At 44.3% G+C, this 20,065-nt stretch carries 19 protein-coding genes and 1 pseudogene; 14 read left to right on the top strand and 6 right to left on the bottom strand.

The genetic code is table 11. The features are described 5' to 3' along the window. On the bottom strand, positions 1–302 hold a 302-nt coding region (locus BO48_RS13625), incomplete at its 3' end, for a transposase (RefSeq protein ID WP_496368177.1). A 170-nt stretch (positions 303–472) separates the two neighbouring features. On the opposite strand from BO48_RS13625, the gene BO48_RS13630 reads away from it, so the two are divergent. The 6 genes from BO48_RS13630 to BO48_RS13655 all read left to right on the top strand — a co-directional run bounded on the left by BO48_RS13630 (position 473) and on the right by BO48_RS13655 (position 8,216). Then, the gene (locus BO48_RS13630; RefSeq protein WP_496368179.1) at positions 473–1,999 is read left to right on the top strand and encodes an AbgT family transporter; all 1,527 of its coding nucleotides are present in this window, start codon (positions 473–475) and stop codon (positions 1,997–1,999) included. A 210-nt stretch (positions 2,000–2,209) separates the two neighbouring features. Next, on the top strand, positions 2,210–3,904 hold the full coding sequence (locus tag BO48_RS13635; RefSeq protein ID WP_496368181.1) for a glutathione ABC transporter substrate-binding protein: 1,695 nt from the start codon (positions 2,210–2,212) through the stop codon (positions 3,902–3,904). A gap of 102 nt (positions 3,905–4,006) precedes the next feature. After that, positions 4,007–4,717 (top strand): GntR family transcriptional regulator, encoded by a 711-nt coding sequence (locus tag BO48_RS13640; protein ID WP_496368183.1) that lies wholly within the window; start codon positions 4,007–4,009, stop codon positions 4,715–4,717. A gap of 134 nt (positions 4,718–4,851) precedes the next feature. Next, positions 4,852–5,214, top strand: coding sequence for a TM2 domain-containing protein (locus BO48_RS13645; RefSeq protein WP_496368185.1), 363 nt, complete (start codon positions 4,852–4,854; stop codon positions 5,212–5,214). A gap of 405 nt (positions 5,215–5,619) precedes the next feature. Continuing rightward, positions 5,620–7,305, top strand: a complete 1,686-nt coding sequence (locus BO48_RS13650) for a glutathione ABC transporter substrate-binding protein (protein ID WP_496368187.1) — start codon at positions 5,620–5,622, stop codon at positions 7,303–7,305. Between the two features lie 137 nt (positions 7,306–7,442). Beyond that, a complete protein-coding gene (locus BO48_RS13655) occupies positions 7,443–8,216 on the top strand; it encodes a serine hydrolase (RefSeq protein ID WP_496368189.1) in 774 nt (257 codons plus the stop codon). A 78-nt stretch (positions 8,217–8,294) separates the two neighbouring features. On the opposite strand, the gene BO48_RS13660 is transcribed toward BO48_RS13655, so the two are convergent. Together BO48_RS13660 and ggt are read right to left on the bottom strand one after the other, a co-directional pair. Beyond that, entirely contained in the window at positions 8,295–8,417 is a 123-nt protein-coding gene (locus tag BO48_RS13660; protein WP_496368191.1) for a hypothetical protein, read from the bottom strand. 100 nt (positions 8,418–8,517) lie between these two features. Beyond that, positions 8,518–10,287, bottom strand: coding sequence for a gamma-glutamyltransferase (ggt, locus tag BO48_RS13665; protein ID WP_496368193.1), 1,770 nt, complete (start codon positions 10,285–10,287; stop codon positions 8,518–8,520). A 297-nt stretch (positions 10,288–10,584) separates the two neighbouring features. On the opposite strand from ggt, the gene BO48_RS13670 reads away from it, so the two are divergent. The 7 genes from BO48_RS13670 (at position 10,585) to BO48_RS13700 (ending at position 16,957) form a co-directional block, all read left to right on the top strand. Further along, a complete protein-coding gene (locus BO48_RS13670; protein ID WP_496368195.1) occupies positions 10,585–11,154 on the top strand; it encodes a glycerol-3-phosphate responsive antiterminator in 570 nt (189 codons plus the stop codon). Between the two features lie 179 nt (positions 11,155–11,333). Continuing rightward, complete coding sequence (locus tag BO48_RS13675; RefSeq protein ID WP_496368197.1) at positions 11,334–12,011, top strand: HAD family hydrolase; 678 nt, start codon at positions 11,334–11,336, stop codon at positions 12,009–12,011. Positions 12,012–12,014: 3 nt separating this feature from the next. Next, positions 12,015–13,325: an ABC transporter substrate-binding protein gene (locus BO48_RS13680; protein ID WP_496368199.1), complete on the top strand. Its 1,311-nt coding sequence runs from the start codon at positions 12,015–12,017 to the stop codon at positions 13,323–13,325. A gap of 53 nt (positions 13,326–13,378) precedes the next feature. Continuing rightward, positions 13,379–14,263, top strand: a complete 885-nt coding sequence (locus tag BO48_RS13685) for a carbohydrate ABC transporter permease (protein ID WP_496368201.1) — start codon at positions 13,379–13,381, stop codon at positions 14,261–14,263. Further along, positions 14,253–15,068 carry a carbohydrate ABC transporter permease gene (locus tag BO48_RS13690; RefSeq protein WP_496368203.1) on the top strand — a complete coding sequence of 272 codons (816 nt, stop codon included), beginning with the start codon at positions 14,253–14,255 and terminating at the stop codon, positions 15,066–15,068. The genes BO48_RS13685 and BO48_RS13690 overlap by 11 nt, the downstream gene beginning before the upstream one ends. Positions 15,069–15,083: 15 nt before the next feature. Further along, complete coding sequence (locus BO48_RS13695) at positions 15,084–16,157, top strand: ABC transporter ATP-binding protein (protein WP_496368205.1); 1,074 nt, start codon at positions 15,084–15,086, stop codon at positions 16,155–16,157. Between the two features lie 2 nt (positions 16,158–16,159). Then, the gene (locus tag BO48_RS13700) at positions 16,160–16,957 is read left to right on the top strand and encodes a sugar phosphate isomerase/epimerase family protein (protein ID WP_496368207.1); all 798 of its coding nucleotides are present in this window, start codon (positions 16,160–16,162) and stop codon (positions 16,955–16,957) included. Between the two features lie 70 nt (positions 16,958–17,027). Here the strand turns inward: BO48_RS13700 and BO48_RS13705 are convergent, their stop codons facing one another. Both BO48_RS13705 and BO48_RS13710 read right to left on the bottom strand, forming a co-directional pair. Next, positions 17,028–17,828 carry a cytochrome c oxidase assembly protein gene (locus BO48_RS13705; protein WP_496368209.1) on the bottom strand — a complete coding sequence of 267 codons (801 nt, stop codon included), beginning with the start codon at positions 17,826–17,828 and terminating at the stop codon, positions 17,028–17,030. After that, positions 17,829–18,302 (bottom strand): DUF2243 domain-containing protein, encoded by a 474-nt coding sequence (locus BO48_RS13710; RefSeq protein ID WP_496368211.1) that lies wholly within the window; start codon positions 18,300–18,302, stop codon positions 17,829–17,831. Between the two features lie 212 nt (positions 18,303–18,514). Here BO48_RS13710 and BO48_RS13715 point away from each other — a divergent pair, with 212 nt between their 5' ends. After that, on the top strand, positions 18,515–19,474 hold the full coding sequence (locus tag BO48_RS13715) for a DUF2382 domain-containing protein (RefSeq protein ID WP_496368213.1): 960 nt from the start codon (positions 18,515–18,517) through the stop codon (positions 19,472–19,474). A 49-nt stretch (positions 19,475–19,523) separates the two neighbouring features. Here the strand turns inward: BO48_RS13715 and ybaK are convergent. Further along, positions 19,524–19,975: pseudogene (gene ybaK, locus BO48_RS13720) on the bottom strand (Cys-tRNA(Pro) deacylase). Between the last annotated feature and the right edge of the window lie 90 nt (positions 19,976–20,065).

Consider the following 20,065-nt stretch of genomic DNA (forward strand, 5'->3'; position numbering starts at 1 on the left):
TGAATATGATACAGCCTGTCGTCCTTGAGGTGCAGATGGTTCGCTAAAATGTTGGAGAAGCCGAGCTTGTCATCGAATTCCCTGAAAAGGAATTCGCCGGTGTCGGCAGACAGATCGCCGCCGTCATCCGTGAGTTTGATCTGACGATTGAAATCTAGTGTGAAATGCGGTAAAGTAGCCATTAGAAGAACCCTTTCTTTTGGTTGTTGGTTGGTACTTTCAACCTTATCAGAAACGGGTTCTTTTTTCATTTTTTGAGTGAATGGCGCTTTGACAGTGAAACCGATCATATCAGCCTTCACAGTCTATTAGTGATTTTGTATGAATAATTCAGGTGATAAATTAAACTGCGAGAGAAATTTTCGCAGTTTTTTCATATTCCGGACAATTTCAATATGAAAATCGAGTTTACAAAGTCCTATTATTAAGGTATGATATTGCAGTCTTTATTTTAAAATAGGAGAAATTATCAATGAGCAGACACAAAAACATATTGAATAATATCGAATCAATCGGTAATAAACTCCCGCATCCGGTGACGATATTCCTGATTTTCACGTTGCTTGTCATCGGGCTTTCCCACATCTTGTACATGTTGGATGTGAGCGTCAGCTTTACCGGCGTGAACAGTGAAACGGGCAATCGTGAAGAGATGGATGTCAGTGCCGTCAGTCTGTTGACCGGAGACGGCATCGCATATATTTTCACCTCCGTCACAGAAAACTTCACATCATTCGTGGCACTTGGGCCTGTGCTCGTCGCCATGCTTGGTGTCGGGGTGGCTGAGAAAAGCGGCTACATCAGTGCGTTGATGACGAACAGCGTGACGAAGGCGCCGAAAAAATTTGTTACGCCGATTGTCGTTTTCATGGGTGTGATGAGTAACGTTGCGGCGTCTGTCGGCTATGTGGTGCTCGTACCTCTGGGTGCGATCATATTCCTCGGGTTCAGACGCCATCCGCTGGCAGGACTTGCAGCGGCATTTGCGGGTGTCGCCGGCGGATATTCCGCCAATCTGCTGATCGGTACGAACGATCCGTTGCTTGCCGGAATCACGACTGAATCTGCGGCGATACTGGACGCCAACTATATCGTCAACGCGACGGATAACTGGTATTTCATGGTCGCTTCAACATTCCTTGTCGTTGTACTTGGTACGCTGATCACAGATAAGATCGTTGAGCCGCGTCTCGGCAAGTACGAAGGATTCAATGAATTCAGAGATACTGAAAACGGCATTGATGCCACACAGAAGAAGGCGCTGAAGTATGCGAACATTTCAGCACTGCTCACAGTGGTTGGGATTTTAGGACTTGTTGCGTGGCCCGGTGCACCGCTGCTTGGTGAAGATAACAATATCATCGGTTCGCCGTTCATATCTTCCATCATATTCATCATGATGCTGGTCTTTCTGATACCGGGAATCATCTATGGCGCTGTAGTCGGAAAGGTTAAAAATGACAAAGACATCGTCGGATTGATGGACGGCTCCATCGCGACGATGGCGGGGTTCATTGTTTTAATATTTTTCGCTGCGCAGTTTGTCGCATTCTTCAATTATTCAAACTTGGGAACAATCATTGCGGTGAGCGGGGCGGAGATGCTTGAAGCCTTGAATATCAACAGTTACGTGATCCTGGTCCTATTCATTTTCATCGCTGCCTTCATCAACCTGTTCATTGCGGCTGATTCGGCCAAGTGGGCGATTATGGCACCGATTTTTGTGCCCATGTTCATGCAGCTCGGCATTGCGCCGGAAATTTCACAGATTGCATACAGGGTGGGGGATTCATCAACGAATATCATCTCGCCGCTCATGCCGTTTTTCCCACTAGTCGTCGCATTTACACAGCGTTACGGCAAAGAGTACGGCATCGGCACGGTCATTTCACTGATGCTGCCTTATTCGGTCATCTTCCTCATCAGCTGGAGCCTGCTGTTTGTTGTATGGCTGCTGCTCGGCATACCGGTCGGCCCGGGCACATCAATTTCATATTAATGCGTAAGAACCGTGGGAATAAACCTCCGCGGTTCTTTTTATTCTCCCGAATTGCCAATTCAAAAAATATTTAAATTTTAGCGAATAATTAGAAAATTTTATTGGTAATAACCATTTGTTGTGGTAAAGTGTTAAATATAATATGTAAAGGCTTTCTATTATAATTATGGAAAGTTCTGTATATATAAAAATTATATAGGGGGAAAACAAATGAGAAAATATTTAATGCTCTCATTAATGGGTGTACTGATTTTAGTGCTCGCGGCATGTGCAGATGATTCTGATGTCGATGAGCAGGCTGCAGAAGATGGTGGGGACGATGACGCTGCAACTGAAGAATCGGCATCCGGCGACATTATCGTTGCAATGCAGGATGATGCTGTATCATTGGATCCGCACGGCAGTAACGACTCTGCATCTTCACAGGTCCGCCAGAACATTTACGAAAGTCTGGTATCGCAGGATACTGACATGGAACTGGTTCCAGGACTTGCTGATGAGTGGGAAGCAGTTGAGGAAGATGTCTGGAACTTCAAATTAAGAGAAGGAACGACATTCCACAGCGGTGAAGAATTTACTGCAGAAGATGTTAAAGCAACACTTGAAAGAGTAGGCGACGAAGCGGTAGCTTCCGAAGTGGCATTCCTATTCGAAATGATTACAGAAGTTGAAGTCGTAGGGGATTACGAAGTCGACATTCATACTGAGTATCCATTCGCACCGCTGCCAAGCCACCTTGCGCATAACACAGGCGGTATCATGAGTAAGTCTTTAATTGATGAAGACTACCAGAATGCGTTGGATGAAGCAGGCGTCGACATGACAGCTGATGAGTATTATGAACTCCGCGCTGAGGGCGGCGATGAGTACGAAGACGTGATGGACCAGATTTCTGAACACGTCGGAAACGTCATCGCTTCAAATCCGGATGGTACGGACCACGGTATGCTTGAAGAACGTAATCCGGGTCAGGACACTGTTCTTACGAAGTTTGAAGACTTCCAGGGCGGCGAAAGAAACTTTGATTCAATCACATTCCGTGTAGTGCCTGAAACGAGCGCAAGACTTGCTGAGCTTGAAACAGGCGGCATCCAGGTTGCACATAACATTGACGCTTCAAACGCAGACCGTGTTTCAGAAGGTGAAAACACTGAGCTGATCGAGCAGGAATCACTGCGTACAGATTACTTAGGTTTCAACGTTGAAAAAGAACCGTTTGATGATGAGAAAGTAAGACAGGCAATTGCTCATGCAATTGATAGAGAAGCAATTGTTGAAGGTGTGTATGAAGGAATGGGTATTTCTGCAACGCATCCGATTCCGCCGGATGTCTGGGGCTACGATGACAGCCTGGAAGGTCAGCAGTTTGATATGGAAAGAGCAAAAGAACTACTTGCTGAAAGTGATCATCCTGACGGATTTTCAGCTGAACTATGGGTGAGAGACGACCAGATGATTGTTGATACGGCACTGTACATCCAGGAAAGCTTAGGCGAACTGGGTATTGATTTATCAGTTGAACGTATGGAGTGGGGCGCGTTCCTCGACAGAACAGGCCAGGGCGACCAGGAAATGTACCTGCTTGGCTGGACGACTGTAACAGCAGATGCTGACTATGGTCTATATGCACTTCACCATTCAGACAACTTCGGTGCAGTCGGTAACCGTTCATTCTTTGGAAATGATGAATTGGATGAAGCGCTGGATAACGGTAGAACCGAATCTGATGAAGATGCCCGTGCAGAGGCTTATTCAACTGCACAGCAGATCATCACTGAAGAAGCACCAATCGCACCAATCGTACATTCTAACTTCTCAATCGGTGTAGATACTTCACAGGTTGAAGGCGTTGAACTCGATGCACTTGGTGATGTACGTCTTGAAAATGTAACGTTCAAAGAATAATACAGTAAAAAGTTTCATTATAATAGTAACCCGCAGCTTAGGATTTGATAAAAGTCTGACTGCGGGTTTTATTATAAATTAAAAAGTACAGGTGGGGTCGGTGTGAAGAGTGATGCACATTTATATGCAAAAATTACGAATGAGATCAGACATCAAATTGACAGCGGCAAATATCTGAGCGGTGACAAACTGCCTCCGGAAAGAAAGCTCTGTGAAGAATTCGGGGTCAGCCGCATTACAATCAGACAGGCATTGGAAAAATTGGAAGACTTGAATATTATCGCAAGAAAGCAGGGCAAAGGCACCTATATACTGCCTTTTGAATATGGAAAGCTGCCGGAGATTTTCTCCCAGTTTACAAATGAAATCGAAGAAGCAGGGGAACGCCCGGGAACGAAAATGCTCGAGATAGTACGCATGGATGCGGATATATATCTGAACCAGAAGATGGGCTTGGCAGTCGATATACCGATTTATAAACTTTCGAGATTAAGGATGGCGGACGAGAGACCTTTATTATTAGAATATAGTTTTATACCTTATAAAGTCGCGCCTGACCTCGACCGGTTCAATTTCGGCAAACTGTCATTATATCAAGTGTTGGAACAGAACTACTCGGTCAAAATCGACCAGGCATTTGAAACGCTGAACCCAATTTCTCTGAATAAAAAAGACGCATCGCTGCTTGAAAGAAGAGAAGGCGACATTGCGATGAATCTGGAGAGGTTCGCCTACGCAAATGAACAGGTCGTCGAATTCACCAGCAGTCTTGTGGTCGATGATAAATATAAATATACGGTGGACCTGATATGATTATTATAATTTAGTGCAGAAAATTTTAAATTGACAGGAAACAGCGTTGACAATGTCTGTCTATATTGTAATAATTGGCTTTGACTATTAAAATGTAAGAATTTTAAAATTAATATTTTAGGAGGTGTGTTTTATTGACGAATATACATTTGAAACAAGACATGAGCAGTAAAGATCTGGCAATTTTAAACAGTGAAATGGATACAGCTAAGAAAAATAAAGGCGTTGCCTTTGTTTTATGGTTCTTCACAGGAATCTTTGGCGGTCATAGGTTCTATTCTGGTGACATGGGTATAGCTATCGGTATGCTGTCGTTTACAATTCTTAATTTCCTATTCTTAGGCTGGCTCACTTTGGGTGTTACATTTTTCATATTGAGCCTCTGGGTACTAATTGACGCGTTTTTCTTAAGTGGAAGAATTGATCAAGCAAACTTGCAAATAGAAAGAAAAATCATTACAAATTTAGGGTTAGGTTCACCAAGAACTAATAATTAGTCATTAGAATGATTGTTGAGTTTGATACATATTAATATTTCAAAACAGCAAGATACATACTAATAATTATATATGATCAAGATGACAGACGCCTTCAAAAGCCACAGATTAACAGATCTGCTGTTGAAGGCGTCTTTTATTATTAATGAAGTAAATTGATCAGCAGTCTACAAAGAATGTCTTTCACGCAGAATCTATTGTGACTGGGAGTCCTTTTATATTGCCCTGGAAGCACACCAGCTTTCGAGGCTTTTTTTATTGAGGAAATATGAGAGTTACACTTTAGTTTTCATAAGTATTTATAATTTGTGAAATTATTAGTAAACTCTATATGTTACCATCATTTATTGTGTTAAAGTTAGTGTTCAGATTATGAAATGATTCTATTATGCAGGAGGAAACGGAATGAAAAAATACATAATGTCTTTATTCCCGGTGCTGTTTATTTTATTATTGGCCGCATGTTCTGATGATTCGAATGTCGATGAACAGGCTGCAGGCGGAGATAATGATGGTGCATCTGAGGAATCAAATTCAGGAGACCTGGTCATCGCCATGCAGGATGATGTCGTTTCACTGGACCCCCACGGCAGTAATGATACGGCGTCGGCCCAGGTCAGGATGAATATATATGAAACCCTTGTAAATCAGAGCGCTGATATGGAACTGGAATCCGGTCTCGCTGAGGAATGGGAAGCAGTGGACGAGGGTGTCTGGAACTTCAAGTTAAGAGAAGATACAACATTTCACAGCGGTGAGGAGTTTACGGCAGAAGATGTGAAGGCAACGCTTGAAAGAGTGAGAGATGAAGCAGTTGCTTCTGAAGCGGCATTCCTTTTTGAAATGATTGAGAAAGTTGAGATTGTCGGTGACTACGAAGTCAACATCCATACTGAATATCCCTTCGCACCGTTGCCGAGCCATCTGGCACATAATACCGGCGGTATTATAAGTAAGTCGTTGATCGATAAGGATTATCAGTCCGCTTTGGATGAAGCCGGCCTTGATATGACTGCGGAGGAATATTACGAACTGAGAGCGTCTGAAGGTCAGGAATATGAAAGCGTCAAGGAAGATATTTCAGAACATCTCGGTTCTGTTATAGGATCAGAATCCGACGGAACGAACCATCTGGTACTGGAAAACCGCACGCCGGGACAGGAAACTGTACTTAGGAAGTTTGAAAACTTCCAGGGCGGTGAAAGAAATTTCGACGAAGTGACATTCAGAGTCATTCCTGAGTCGGGTGCAAGATTGGCAGAACTTGAAACCGGCGGCGTCCAGGTTGTCCGTGATGTGGACTCTGCGAATGCCGACCGTGTGACAGACGGAGAGAATACCGAGCTGATTGAACAAGAGTCGCTCCGCACAGATTATTTGGGCTTCAATGTTGAAAAAGAGCCGTTCGATGATGTCAAAGTCAGACAGGCAATTTCAATGGCCATCGACAGGGAGGCAATTCTTGAAGGTGTGTATGACGGTATGGGACAGACGGCATCACATCCGATTGCTCCTGACGTCTGGGGTTACGATGAATCTTTGACCGGCCAGGAATATAATCTGGAAAAAGCAAAAGAGCTGATGGCAGAAAGTGATCATCCTGATGGATTCAGCACTGAGTTATGGGTCAGGGACGACCAGATGAATGTGGACACTGCACTTTATATCCAGGAAAGTCTGGCTGAGCTTGATATTGATGTAGAAGTTGAACAGCTTGAGTGGGGGACGTTCCTCGAAAGCACAGCCCAGGGCAATCAGGAAATGTTCCTGATGGGCTGGACGACAGTAACGGCAGATGCCGATAATGGATTATATGCGCTGTATCATTCAGATAATTTTGGTTCAACAGGAAACCGTTCGTTCTACGCCAATGAAGAACTGGACGCGGCATTGGTCAACGGAAGAAACGAAGCAGATGAAATAACACGTGCAGATGCATATTCAAAAGCACAGGAAATCATTATTGAACAAGCGCCGACCGCATCAATTGTACATTCAAACTTCTCAATCGGTGTAGATTCTTCAAAAGTTGAAGGTGTCGAAATGGACCCGATCGGTATCGTGCGTTTAGAGAATGTTTCATTTAAATAATTGATTAATAATAAACGCCTGGCGGAAAATAAAATCCGTCAGGCGTTTATTTGTACAGAATCGTATCAGATGAATATGTAAAGCAGATGATTTATTCTATAATAAAGGCGATTTAAACATCATTAAGGAGATGTCGTATGATCAAAGAAGTCATTGAACAACTGGTTGAACAACAGTCAACAAAAAATATCTCTTACGTAATCGAACATGAAGATGAAGTGATCCAACATCAGGAAAATAAAATCTACCGCTCGGCAAGTGTCATCAAAATTCCGCTCTGTCTGGCAGCATTGAAGAAGGCGCATGAATCCGGAAGAAATGACCTCATTCTGGTCAAGGATAAGGTGGACGGTTCGGGTGTCCTTTATTCGCTGAATGATGTGGAAGTTCTTCCTGTGAAAGACGTCGTCGTGCTTGCGATGATCGTGTCGGATAACACCGCTTCAAACATGCTGATGGATTATGTCGGTTTTGACCAGCTTGCAGAAGCATTCAAGGAGTGGGGCATTGATGATTCGGCGCTGAAACGCCATTTCATGGACATGTCCGGTGACACATCGAAAATGTATAACGTTGCGACCGCCAAGGACATGATGACAGCACTCAATCTTGTATATGAAGAGAATGAATTCATACCGGAAGAAGTCAGGCAGAATATGCAGCAGCATATGAGAGATTCCCAGTTCAACGACCGCATCGGCGGCGCGCTGAATGACGGCGGGGATGAAGAGCATATTACCGTGTCGAACAAAACAGGGACAATCAATAATCTTGAACATGACGTCGGTGTTTTCCAGTCGAAAGATAAGACAGTGAAGTTTTCTGTCCTTACGTCCGAATGGAACAGTAATCTTGAAGCGAGACATTTTCTGAATGACTTCGGGAAAGTGCTCCTCACATATTTTGAATGATAAAAGAGGCTGCCCGAGCAGCCTCTTTTAACTTTTTCACACGTTCCCAACAATAGACTGTAAAATTAGACCGGCAAACTAATTTAAAATACTTCTGATGACGCGACCGACCAGTCTGACCGCTACAAATATGACTTCGATGCCTGCATCAATTACGCCGCCTCTGTTCAAATCATTTCTCTGTTTTCTATCAGGTTCCATAAAACAAAACTCCCATCATCAAAGACATCATATAATTACTCTTATTTAAACTTATCACATTAAAAACCAGTAAAACCACCCAGGCCGGGTGGTTTTACTTTTACTGCTCAACTGGTTCTGCCTCAAATCCGAACGCTGCACCGTTTCTGTTTTCATCGGTGGCACCTGTGTACGTGCCGTCATCCTGGTTGTACATTATGCTGCTCACGTTGCCGATCGGCGCAGGGTCTTCAGTAAATCCGTGACCCATATCATTGAGTTCTGAAATGATATCTTCAGAGATACCTTCCTCATAAGAATAGGTGTCGGGTCCGTTTGTGAAAATTCTCGGTTCGTTCAATGCATCTTCGAGGGACAGGTCATATTCATATGTGTTTAAAATCGTCTGGAGCACGGATGTGATGATCGTCTGGCCGCCCGGTGAGCCGACGGTCAATACCGGCTGTCCATCATTGAAGACGATGGTCGGTGTCATACTGCTGAGTGGACGTTTATTCGGCTGGACTTCGTTCGCACCGCCGGGTTCTGCATCAAAGTCCGTCAGTTCATTGTTCAATAAAAACCCGTATTCCGGAACCATGATACCTGAACCGAATACCTGCTCGATTGTAGTTGTGTAGGAGACGACGTTGCCGTGCTGGTCAATGACCGAGTAGTGAGTCGTCTGCCCGTCGACTTTGTCGCCCGGCTGCTCAATGGCACCTTCTCTTTCAAAACCTTCCTCATAAGGCGTGACGTCTCCCGCTTCCGGCGCTTCGATGACTGAATCCAGACTGATCAGATCGCGTCTTTCATCGAGGTAGTCAGGATGGAGGAGTCCTTCGACCGGTACGTCGACGAATTCAGGGTCGCCTGCGTATTCAGCTCTGTCCGCATAGGCGAGATGCATCGTTTCAGCGTAGAGGTGATATTTCTCTACAGACTGGATATCATATTGTGATAAATCGAAACCATCCAGTATGCCGAGCATCTGAAGGAGGAATATTCCGCCCGAACTCGGAGGCGGCATCGTTGCGATATCGTAATCTTTATACTGGCCCCAAACCGGTTCGTCTACGGTCACATCATAATTCATCATATCTTCTTTCGTCATCGAGCCTTCAAATTCCTGAACGGTATTAGCCAGGGCATCAGCGATTTCACCATTGTAAAAATAGTCCGTGCCGTTTTCACTGATCAGACCCAATGTATTTGCGAGGTCTTCCTGGACGAGCATATCGCCTTCAGCAAGCGGTGCACCGTTGTTTAAAAAGATCTCACCCGCTGCACTTCTTTCGAGTTTTTCTGCATTCTCTTCAATCTGATAGGCCATGAAATCATCGATCGGGAAACCTTCTTCCGCAAGTTCGATTGCCGGAGCAATCAGCTCAGGCATTGCGATCGTCCCCCACATGTCATGGCTGGTCTGAAGGCCTGCCGCAGTCCCAGGCACACCGACCGAGTTGCCGTGGATGACGCGGTCCTGGAATTCCATCGCCTCGCCGTCGTCTTTTAAAAACATCTCCGGGTCGGCGCCTGCAGGTGCACGTTCCCTGCTGTTAATGATTGTCGTCTCTTCTGTGTTTGCATCATATACCATCATAAATCCACCGCCGCCGATACCCGACATCATCGGTTCGGTGACTGTCAGCGCGTACTGCATGGCAATCGCAGCATCCACTGCGTTACCGCCATTGTTCAGTACATCCAGTCCGACTTCCGATGCGAGCGGCTGGGCGGAGACCACCATGCCGTCATTTGCTGTAGCAATATTGTTCTCTGTGCCGTAATCCGGTTCAAACGACGCTGCGTACAACCCTTGTGATAAAGTGACAACGGTCAACAATAAAACACCAAACGTCATGCTGATGCGACTGAGAAAAGATTTCATAGTACATACACCCCTTATAGTAGTTAGATTTGTACTTGAGTCTTAAATGCCGGAAATTTTGTGTAATCGAAGGCTGCTGCGTCGTTATTATGATAAAAGAGGGATAATGGATAGGTCTGACAGACATCTGAATTTTCAGATATCATTAATGTAATAATACCATAATGGGGGAAGGACATAAAGAACTATTACGGAATTCGTAACACCAATATGATCATTACATATGGCAGTTATAATGTTAAAGCAAACTGACGGATGATAGAATATACATACTATTAAAAATTTAGGAGCGTGCATATGAACCAGCAAAGTAAGATGATCGGCGCAGTGGCAAATTTCAAACAGTTGGATAAAGCGGTGAAGTACAAGGATAAACTGGCATGTGTTTTCGTTTTGTTCGGCAATATCAGCAACATCAAAATGATAGTGGACCAGTTGAAGGACGAGGGGATAGAATGCTATATCCATATAGACAAGATAGAAAGTTTGAAAGTGGATGATTATGCCTTTAAATTCATCAGGAACAACGTGGGTGCGGACGGCATCGTCACCACGAAGACCGGTTATATTAAAAAGGCGAAAAATGTCGGGCTGAAAGTGGTCCAGAGATCATTTGTCGTTGATAACAGAATGCTGGCCATGGTGCTTAGTGGGCTTTCAAAGCAGAAGCCGGACTACCTTGAAATCATGCCGGCCATCACATCTTATCTGATTCCGGAAATCAGGAAGGTCCATGATATTGATATCATTGCCGGCGGACTGGTGGATTATCCGGAAGTATTCAATGACGCGCTGTCGGACGGTGCATCCTTCGTCTCCACTTCAAATGTTGAGATGTGGAAACAATACTTTAACAATGATTTATAATAAATTAACAATAGATTTACAAACCGCTGATATAGTTATAATTGAAAAGTGAATAGGAAACGGTGCGCTAGAGAGACCGGTGTTGGTTAATGCTGCCAATACCGGTCTCTTTATTTTGAGAAAAGGAGGTTTATTTTAAAGGGCACTGCACTTTAATATCTTACTGGAGGAACCCCGCGGTGAATAATGTATTGATTTTTGATATGGACGGTACACTTTATCACACTGATAATTTTGTCGACGAATACATAGAGATGTTGACGCATGAAGTCGGTATACAGCAGGAAATGAAAAATGACTATTGTTCAATAATGGAAGAGTTCTCATATGAAGGACTGGAACAATTTCATAAGGATGACATGCCTCTCGGAGATGTCTGGCAAGTGGTCAGGTTCATTTCATCGAAACAGGACATTCCCGTCGACTATCAATTTGATGTTTTTCTGAAAATCAGGGAGAAGATGATAGAAGAAAAAATGATCGAAGTGGACGACAGGCTGATCCATACAATTAAACAGCTGAAAAATCCAATGGTTCTGATGACCAACTCACCGGAAGAGAGTGCAACACCATTCCTCGAGTATCTGGATTTGAACAATATATTTGACCACCATATTTACGATGCTAAGAAACCGTTCAATATGGAAAGTCATATCAGTGAAATCAAGGCGCTGTATCCTGACTACAACATTTACAAAATCGGCGATAATCTGACGAATGATATCCATTCATCGAAAGCGCTCGGATTAAAGACGATTTATATCAACCATTACAATACGAAAGTTCTGAACGATGTGACGGTGTTCAGTCTGGAAGAACTGAATGAATATTTAAATAAAAATTTTGTGGAGGCTTAAATAATGAAGAAGATATATTTGATGATGATGCTGACTCTGATTGCGATAGTGCTTGCAGCGTGCGGCGGCGCTGAAGGCGCAGAAGGAGAAGGTGAAGAAGAAGCTGAAGCTTCAGGCGAAAAAACACAGATAGAGTATTGGCATGTCAATGCCGAGACGCAGGGCGGCGAATCAGTCGAAAAGCTGGTCGAAGATTTCAACGCACAGAGCGATACGGTTGAAGTTGTTGCACGCTACAACCCGGATATGTATGCCGGGCTGATGTCAAACCTTCAGGCGGATGTTGCAGCAGGCAACACACCCGCGGTCGTACAGGTCGGTTGGGCATTTTTGGACTACTTTTCTGAAAACTTCCATTATACGGAGCCTCAGGAAGTGATTGAACAGCATCATGAAGAAGATGCAGATTTCCTTGAAGAGAACTTTTTGCTGAACGTACTTGATCTTGCTGTGAACTCTGACGGCAGCCAGGTCGGCATACCGTATTCACTGAGTACGCCGGTTCTTTATTTGAACGAAGATATGCTTGAAGAAGCGGGTCTTGATCCTGCAGGGCCAAAAACATGGGAAGAAGTGAGAGAGTATGCAAAGACAATCAAAGAAGAGACGGATAATTACGGTATCTACATCCAGGAGCCTGCAGACACTTGGGGCCAGCAGGCGATGGTTGAGAGTAACGGTGCAAACTTCATAGAAGACGGCCAGGCGGCATTTGCTTCAGATGAAGGTGTCGAAGCATTCGAATATTATCAGGATCTTGTCATTGAAGATGAATCAGCTTTACACATCGGATGGGACCAGGGTATCCAGAGTTTCATCGACGGTAATGTCGCTATGCTGTTTACAACGATCGCACAGAGAAACAACGTTCAGAGCAACTCTGAATTCAACATTTCTGCGATAGAATCCCCAAGCTGGGAAGGTGAAGAAAGACGTCTGCCGGCTGGCGGTGCGATGCTTGCAATCACTGCAGAGGAAGAAGAACAGCAGGCTGCAGGATGGGAATTCATGCGTTACCTGTACAGTGTTGAAGGTATATCCGAGTGGACGAAAGGGACCGGATACGTGCCGCCACGTGAAGGTGTAGCGGACAACCCGGACGGTCTTCAGGATTTCCTTGAAGAAAATGAAATGATGCAGCCGGCAATCGATCAGATGGATTCAGTCGTGCCATGGGCTTCATTCCCGGGAGACGCGGGTCTTGAAGCGGAGCAGAAGCTGCTTGATATGAGAGATATCATACTTGGCGGGGACGTGGATGTCGAGGAGACTGTAACGAATACTGAAGACGAGATTAATGAACTGCTCGAGTAATCTTCAAGCATAAGGCCGGAAATTTCGGCCTTTTGTCATTCTTTTGAAAGCGAGTGTGTAAGTTGGGTAAAAAATATACTAACTACTTATTGTTGGCACCGGCATTGATTTTACTGGCGATTTTTACAATCGGCCCGTTGATCTATACTATCTATTTAAGTTTTTTTGACTGGAACATGATTGCCCCGACGAAGACATTCGTAGGTTTCGATAACTATACGGAACTGTTTCAAAGCGAAACATTCAGGAAAATCATCTTTCAGACCTTTCAGTACATCATTTTATTCGTACTGCTGAATACAGTGGTCACCTATATTTTCGCCTATATCATCGCTCATCTGATCGACAGGTGGAAACCGATTTATAAAGCTGCGATTTTCACACCTTCGGTCATATCACTGGTCGTCGGTTCAATGTTATTCCTGTGGATTTTAAATCCTGTGTCCGGCCCTGTTGCGACCGTGCTTGGATGGGTGGGGCTGTCGATACCGAACTGGACAGTGACGGAAGGGACGGTCATCGTCGTCTTAAGCCTCATCGTTGCATGGAAGGTATTCGGATATAACTTTATCGTACTTTACTCTGGTATCGTCGGCATACCGAATGAGATCATCGAAGCGGCAAAGTTGGATAAAATATCAAAGTTCAGGATATTCACCGACATCATCATACCGATGAGCTCGGCGACGGGGTTCTATATACTGATCATGACAATCGTCCAGGGCCTGCAGTATGTGTTCACACCGATCCGGGTCGTGACGCAGGGCGGTCCGAACTATTTGAGCAGCAACTTAATCTATCATTCATATCAGGAAGCTTTCGACTTGTTCAATACGGGTGTATCAGCGGCAAGTTCCGTCATTACACTGGTCATATTTGTAGTATTGCTTGCGCTTCAGTTCCTGTTTGTAGAAAGGAATGTATACTATGAAAATTAACAAGTATATATTTCACCTGATCATCATCGTGTTCATACTGCTTGCGCTGTACCCGATCCTTTTTGCGGTTTCCAACTCGTTCAAACATCTGTCGGATGCATATTCATCGACGATCAGCCTCATACCGGATCCATTTACACTGGAGAACTATGTGGATCTCGAGGATACGATCCCTTTATTCCGCATTACACTGAACACGTTCATCATAGCGAGTGTCATCACTGCATTTAAAATGATCACATCATTTCTGGCCGCATTTGCTTTGACTTATTTCCACTTCAAATTCAAAAAGGCCACATACTTCCTTTTGATCAGTACGATATTCATCCCGTTTACGGTAACGATGATACCGAACTACCTGATCATCTCGGAGTTTGATCTGATCGACAGTGTGTGGGGCGTCATTCTGCCGCAGCTGGCGGACGCGATCGGCATATTCATGCTGACACAGGCGATGCGCAACATACCGAAGCCTCTGATCGAAGCGGCGCAAATTGACGGCATATCGACATTCAACATCATGAAGGACCACGTTCTGCCAATCGTCAGACCGGCAATTACGTCCACAGCCATATGGTTTTTCATCCTGGCATGGAACGACTATGTATGGCCGCTCTTGATGCTGAGGTCGCGAGACAGTTATACACTGCCGCTTGCCCTCCAGCTGTTCGTCAGTTCAGAAGGCGGCACGAATTTCACGATAGCAATGGCCCTGTCAGTAATCACAATGGCCATACCATTGATTTTATATCTGGTTTTCCAGAGATATATCATTAATACTTTCTCTTCAAGTGGTATTAAATAGGGAGCGCTTATATAAATGAAAAACATTACATTGAAAAATATAGAAAAGAGTTACGGTGACACGACGGTCATCAAAGATTTGAACCTGGAAATAAAAGACGGCGAAAGAATCATTTTCCTCGGGCCGTCGGGCTGCGGAAAATCGACGATCTTAAGAATGATTGCCGGTCTTGAACCGATAACTTCTGGAGAAGTCCATCTCGGAGAGAGGGAAGTGACCCATCTGCCGTCCGGCGACCGGGATGTGGCGATGGTTTTCCAAAACTATGCATTGTATCCGCACATGACCGTTGAAAATAACATCACTTATGCTTTGAAACGAAACGGCATCAACAAGTCAGACCGGCAGGACAGGCTGAATAAAGTGCTCGGCATGCTGGAACTGGACCAATACAGGAAAAGGATGCCGAAAGATCTTTCCGGCGGACAGCGTCAGCGGGTCGCGCTCGCAAGGGCGACCGTAAAGAAATCCGATTATTTCCTGCTGGATGAACCGCTGTCCAATCTGGATGCGAAACTGCGTGTGACGGCACGCCGTGAACTGCTCAAGTTACACAAGGCGTTCAAGCAGACGTTCGTCTATGTAACGCATGACCAGGTGGAAGCGATGGCGCTCGGTGACAGAATTGTCGTTTTGAACAAAGGTGCCATCCAGATGGTGGATACACCGGAAAATGTCTATCATCACCCGAGAAACATCTTTGTCGCAAAATTCATCGGTTCGCCGCCGATGAATATTTTAAGCGGCATCATCAAAGATTCGAGATTCCATTATGAAGATCAGAATATTGATATATCAGAAGTGTCGACATTCAGTGATGCTCTGAATGATACAGAAGTGTACCTGGGCATCCGTCCTGAGAACATGGAACTTGCGACTGATGACGATTACGACATTAAAGGCAAAGTGATCTTCACAGAGAATTTCGGGGCGGAAGTCGCTCATACGATAAAAATTGCGGATGAGGAAATTGTCGTCATGGCGCCTGAAGTCATAGACCGTAAAGAGATCGGCATAAAGTTCGACAGAAAACATGTGCATATTTTCAATAAGGAAACAGAACTAAACTATAAATATATGGAGAAATGATTATGAATATTTTACTGAGTACAAACACATTCATCGAATCGGGACTAAAATCTTTGGAAGAGGTAATGAATAAGGAAACAGGCATTAATTTCGGCCTGGAAATCTTTCCGAACTGGGAGAATGAGGCATTCAACAGAGATATCGAAGCACTCAAGCCATTGATAGAAAACAGACATCTTACAGTGCACGGTCCGTACTTCAAAGTGGAACACAGCGCACCGAAAGGCACTGAAAGCTACGATTACTCTATGGAACAGATCGATAAGACGTTGGAACTTTGCCGAACGCTCGGTATCAATCATCTTGTATTCCACCATAACAACAAGAAAATCGATGAGGACAACAAGACCGAATCCATCGAAGAGAGCACTAAAAATCTGCATGAACTGAATGAGATTTGTAAAAAGGCCGAAGTGGAAATTCTGATTGAAAATGCAGGTGTCAAAAGCAAGGACAATATGTTGTTTGATGAAGAGGAATTCATCGCCATGGCTAAAATTGAAAAGAACAACGTGCTGATTGATATCGGCCATGTCCATGCGAACGGATGGGATATGGAAAAAGTCATCGTGTCCCTTGCCGATAAGATTACACATTTCCATCTTCACAACAATGACGGCTTCCATGATGATCATAATAGAATCAACGACGGGTCGCTCGATTTCGATGCATTCATCAGACTGCATCAAAAACATACGCCGGATGCCGACCTGGTATTGGAATATAATTACGACATCGGTTATGATACGGACAAAATTGTAGAAGACATCAATTACTTGAAAGAAAAATTCAATCTGTAGTTCCTCCAATTTAATAATAAAAAGCTCAACGCATACTAAAAAACCTGAACAGCAATTGTTCAGGTTTTTATCATTTCTGCACAACTGTATTTCTGCGCCGTGCTTCTTTCGGGGTCCGTGCCCGGTACCAGTGCAGGCACAGGATAACAATCAGTATCAGGTCGACGACATCGCCGCCGTAGTACATCAGCATGGCACCCGACCGGCCTTCATCCAACGGCACCATTGCGGGCGGGCTCTGGTAGATGAGTTTCGACAGCGCCTTATGGAAACCGAGCGCGATGACGAGCGCAATCGCCCGGTACCAGAAAGCATATCTGTGTGAAGTGACATCCACGTATATCAGACTGATCGTAAACAGATAGCCTGCGAGAAACACATGAAGATGGACGACGATAAATAACAGAATACTTTCATGCATCCACATATACAGCCCGGTTTTATAGATCAGAAACAGGCCGCCGATGTTGAGAATTGACGCAACAAAAGGATTGGTAATCACTTTCGCATAACCCGTGTTCAACAGCCGGCTCACGATTTTTGCATGCGCCGTGGACAAAGTCCGGAGCAGCAGCGTCATCGGCTTACTGTAAACGAAAAATATCGGTGCAAGCATGCCGAGCAGCAAATGTCCCGCCATATGCGCAATGAAATTCTCGTGTGACAAGTTTCCGATCGGTCCGACAAAAGCACTTGCTGCAGTCACCGCTCCAGTTATCCATAAAAATAAACGTCTTAACGGCCACGAATTGAACTTCCTGTTTGAAACCACCATCGCACCGATATAGCCGGCGGTTAAAAGGCCGGCGAATATGACGACGGCAGTTTGTATCAAAGGAAAATAAGTGTGGACTGTATGATGTTCCATCATTTAACTGCCCGTCCTGTTTGCTTCATTTTTTTTTGTTTTGAACCACATGACGAAACCGATGATAAGAAGGAGGACCGCTGAAGCATTCCAGGCGATATCATATGGAAGAATATCCACACCGTAACGGATTTGATGGATGCCGAATAATTTATGGTTAATGGTGCCGTCAATCAGCTGGAAAGTACCGAGACCTATAAATATTCCTGACCACCATCTGAGAATTGAATATGTGTACATCTTTGTCACATGCGCAAAAAGGAAAATACCTGCAACGATGGAGAATAGGGCGAATGCGTTTAAAAGCCCGTCTGAGAAAATGCCGAACTGCATTGTGTTGAAATCGAAGAAGTGATGCCACTGCAGCAGCTGGTGGAATATGATTTCATCTATAAGTGCCATGGCGCCGACACCGATCAATACACCGGATAACAGAATTTTATTTTGAGCAGATTTCGGTCTGTATTTCTGAGTCATTTTAAACATTCCCTTCATTTATAAGTACATATCATTTAATACCCTTTATCCGCGGTTTATAAATAATATTTCATAAAGTTTTGTTTATAAAAGTCATGCGCGGGTACATATTAATTACATGCTGAACGCATACATCATGAAAGAGCTGCCATATGAATTTAATCAACACTAATATTTGAAGAGAAGATTGAAATTAAATGGAGGTTTTAATTATGCGTAAGATAGAAACATTTACGACTGAAGAGGAACTGCTTAGAAGAATAGAGCAATTGAAAGCGGACGGCATCATGGAAAATGCGATGACTGTCGTTGGAGACAAAGAACTCACAGGAGATGCTTTAAACTATACAGAAGTTAATTTTAAAGCTGCCGAAGGCAGTGCCTGGGATAAAATCGCTTCATGGTTTACTGAAGACGAACCTGAAGACCGGGTGATTTCAGACCTTGAACTTAACCGGGAGGAAGAAGACACATATAGAAATGCACTCGACAGAGGCGACTTCCTGCTTTATGTAAGCAACAGAACAGCCGACGAAGGTATTTATGCCGGCAATGACGGTTCAATAGAAAAAGATGAATACGGTGCAGCAGCCCCGGGTGAACGTGATCAGTTCGTACCGGACTCAGACCGTGAGAATGGCCTCGGCAAACGGGAAGGGGCCTACAGTATTGATGAAGAGGTCACAGATGACAACTATGGTCTGACAGAAGATGAATGGAACAATCTTTCTGAAGAAGAAAGACTTCAATTAAGAGAAGAACGTCTGAAAGTCGATAAAGAGAATGTCAGAACCGGTGAAGTCAACGTGGATAAACATGTTGAAACAGACCATCAGGAATTTGATGTGCCTGTTGAACGGGAAGAAGTGACCATTGAAAGAAGACCGGTCGACGGAGAACGAAAAGCTGGCGGCATGGATGATGACCTGACAGAAAATGACTCGATTCACATTCCTGTTTCAGAAGAACGGGTCAATGTGGATAAGGAAAGTGTCGTTGACGAGGAAGTTGTCGTCAGAAAAGATAAAGTGCAGGATACTGAACATGTGTCTGAAGATGTCCGCCGTGAAGAAGTGGACATTGATGAAACAGATAACAGCAAACGTGAAGAGAGAAACAGAAAATCTGATCAGGAGCCGGATTATCCGGGTCAGGACAGGGACAGAATATAATTCAGAAATGATGAAGCGGGACACAAAATTGTGTCCCGCTTTTTTAGTGTTATAAAGTGATGTCTGCATATGTTCCTTCAGTGATCTGGATCAATTCATCCGGAGCGACTGCCATCTGCATGCCTCTTTTACCGGCAGAGACGACGATGGTGTCGAGTGATTCAGCCCCGATGCAACAAAAGTCGGGAACAGCCTTTTCATGCCGACCGGTGAACAGCCGCCGCGTATATAGCCCGTCGTCTTTTCAAGGTCGTTAATGTTCAGCATATCGACTTTTTTGTTGCCGCTCACTGCAGCAAGCTTTTTAAGGTCGAGTTTGGATTCCGCCGGAATGCACGCGACAATCTTGCCGGTCTGGCTGCCTGTTGTCATCATCGTCTTATATATCTTTTCAAAAGGCACGGTGACCTGTGCCGCGGCATGCCCGGCATCCAGGTGATCTTCGTCCCATGCGTATTCATGTATTGTATAATCAATCTTTTTATTTTCAAGCTGACGCATTGCGTTCGTTTTCTGGATTTTCTTTTTCTTCACAGTAAGACCTCCCGAATGTTGTTGTATCAATTATATCAGTATCATAATGAATATCAG

The organism is Lacicoccus kunmingensis DSM 17847 (genome assembly GCF_059568765.1).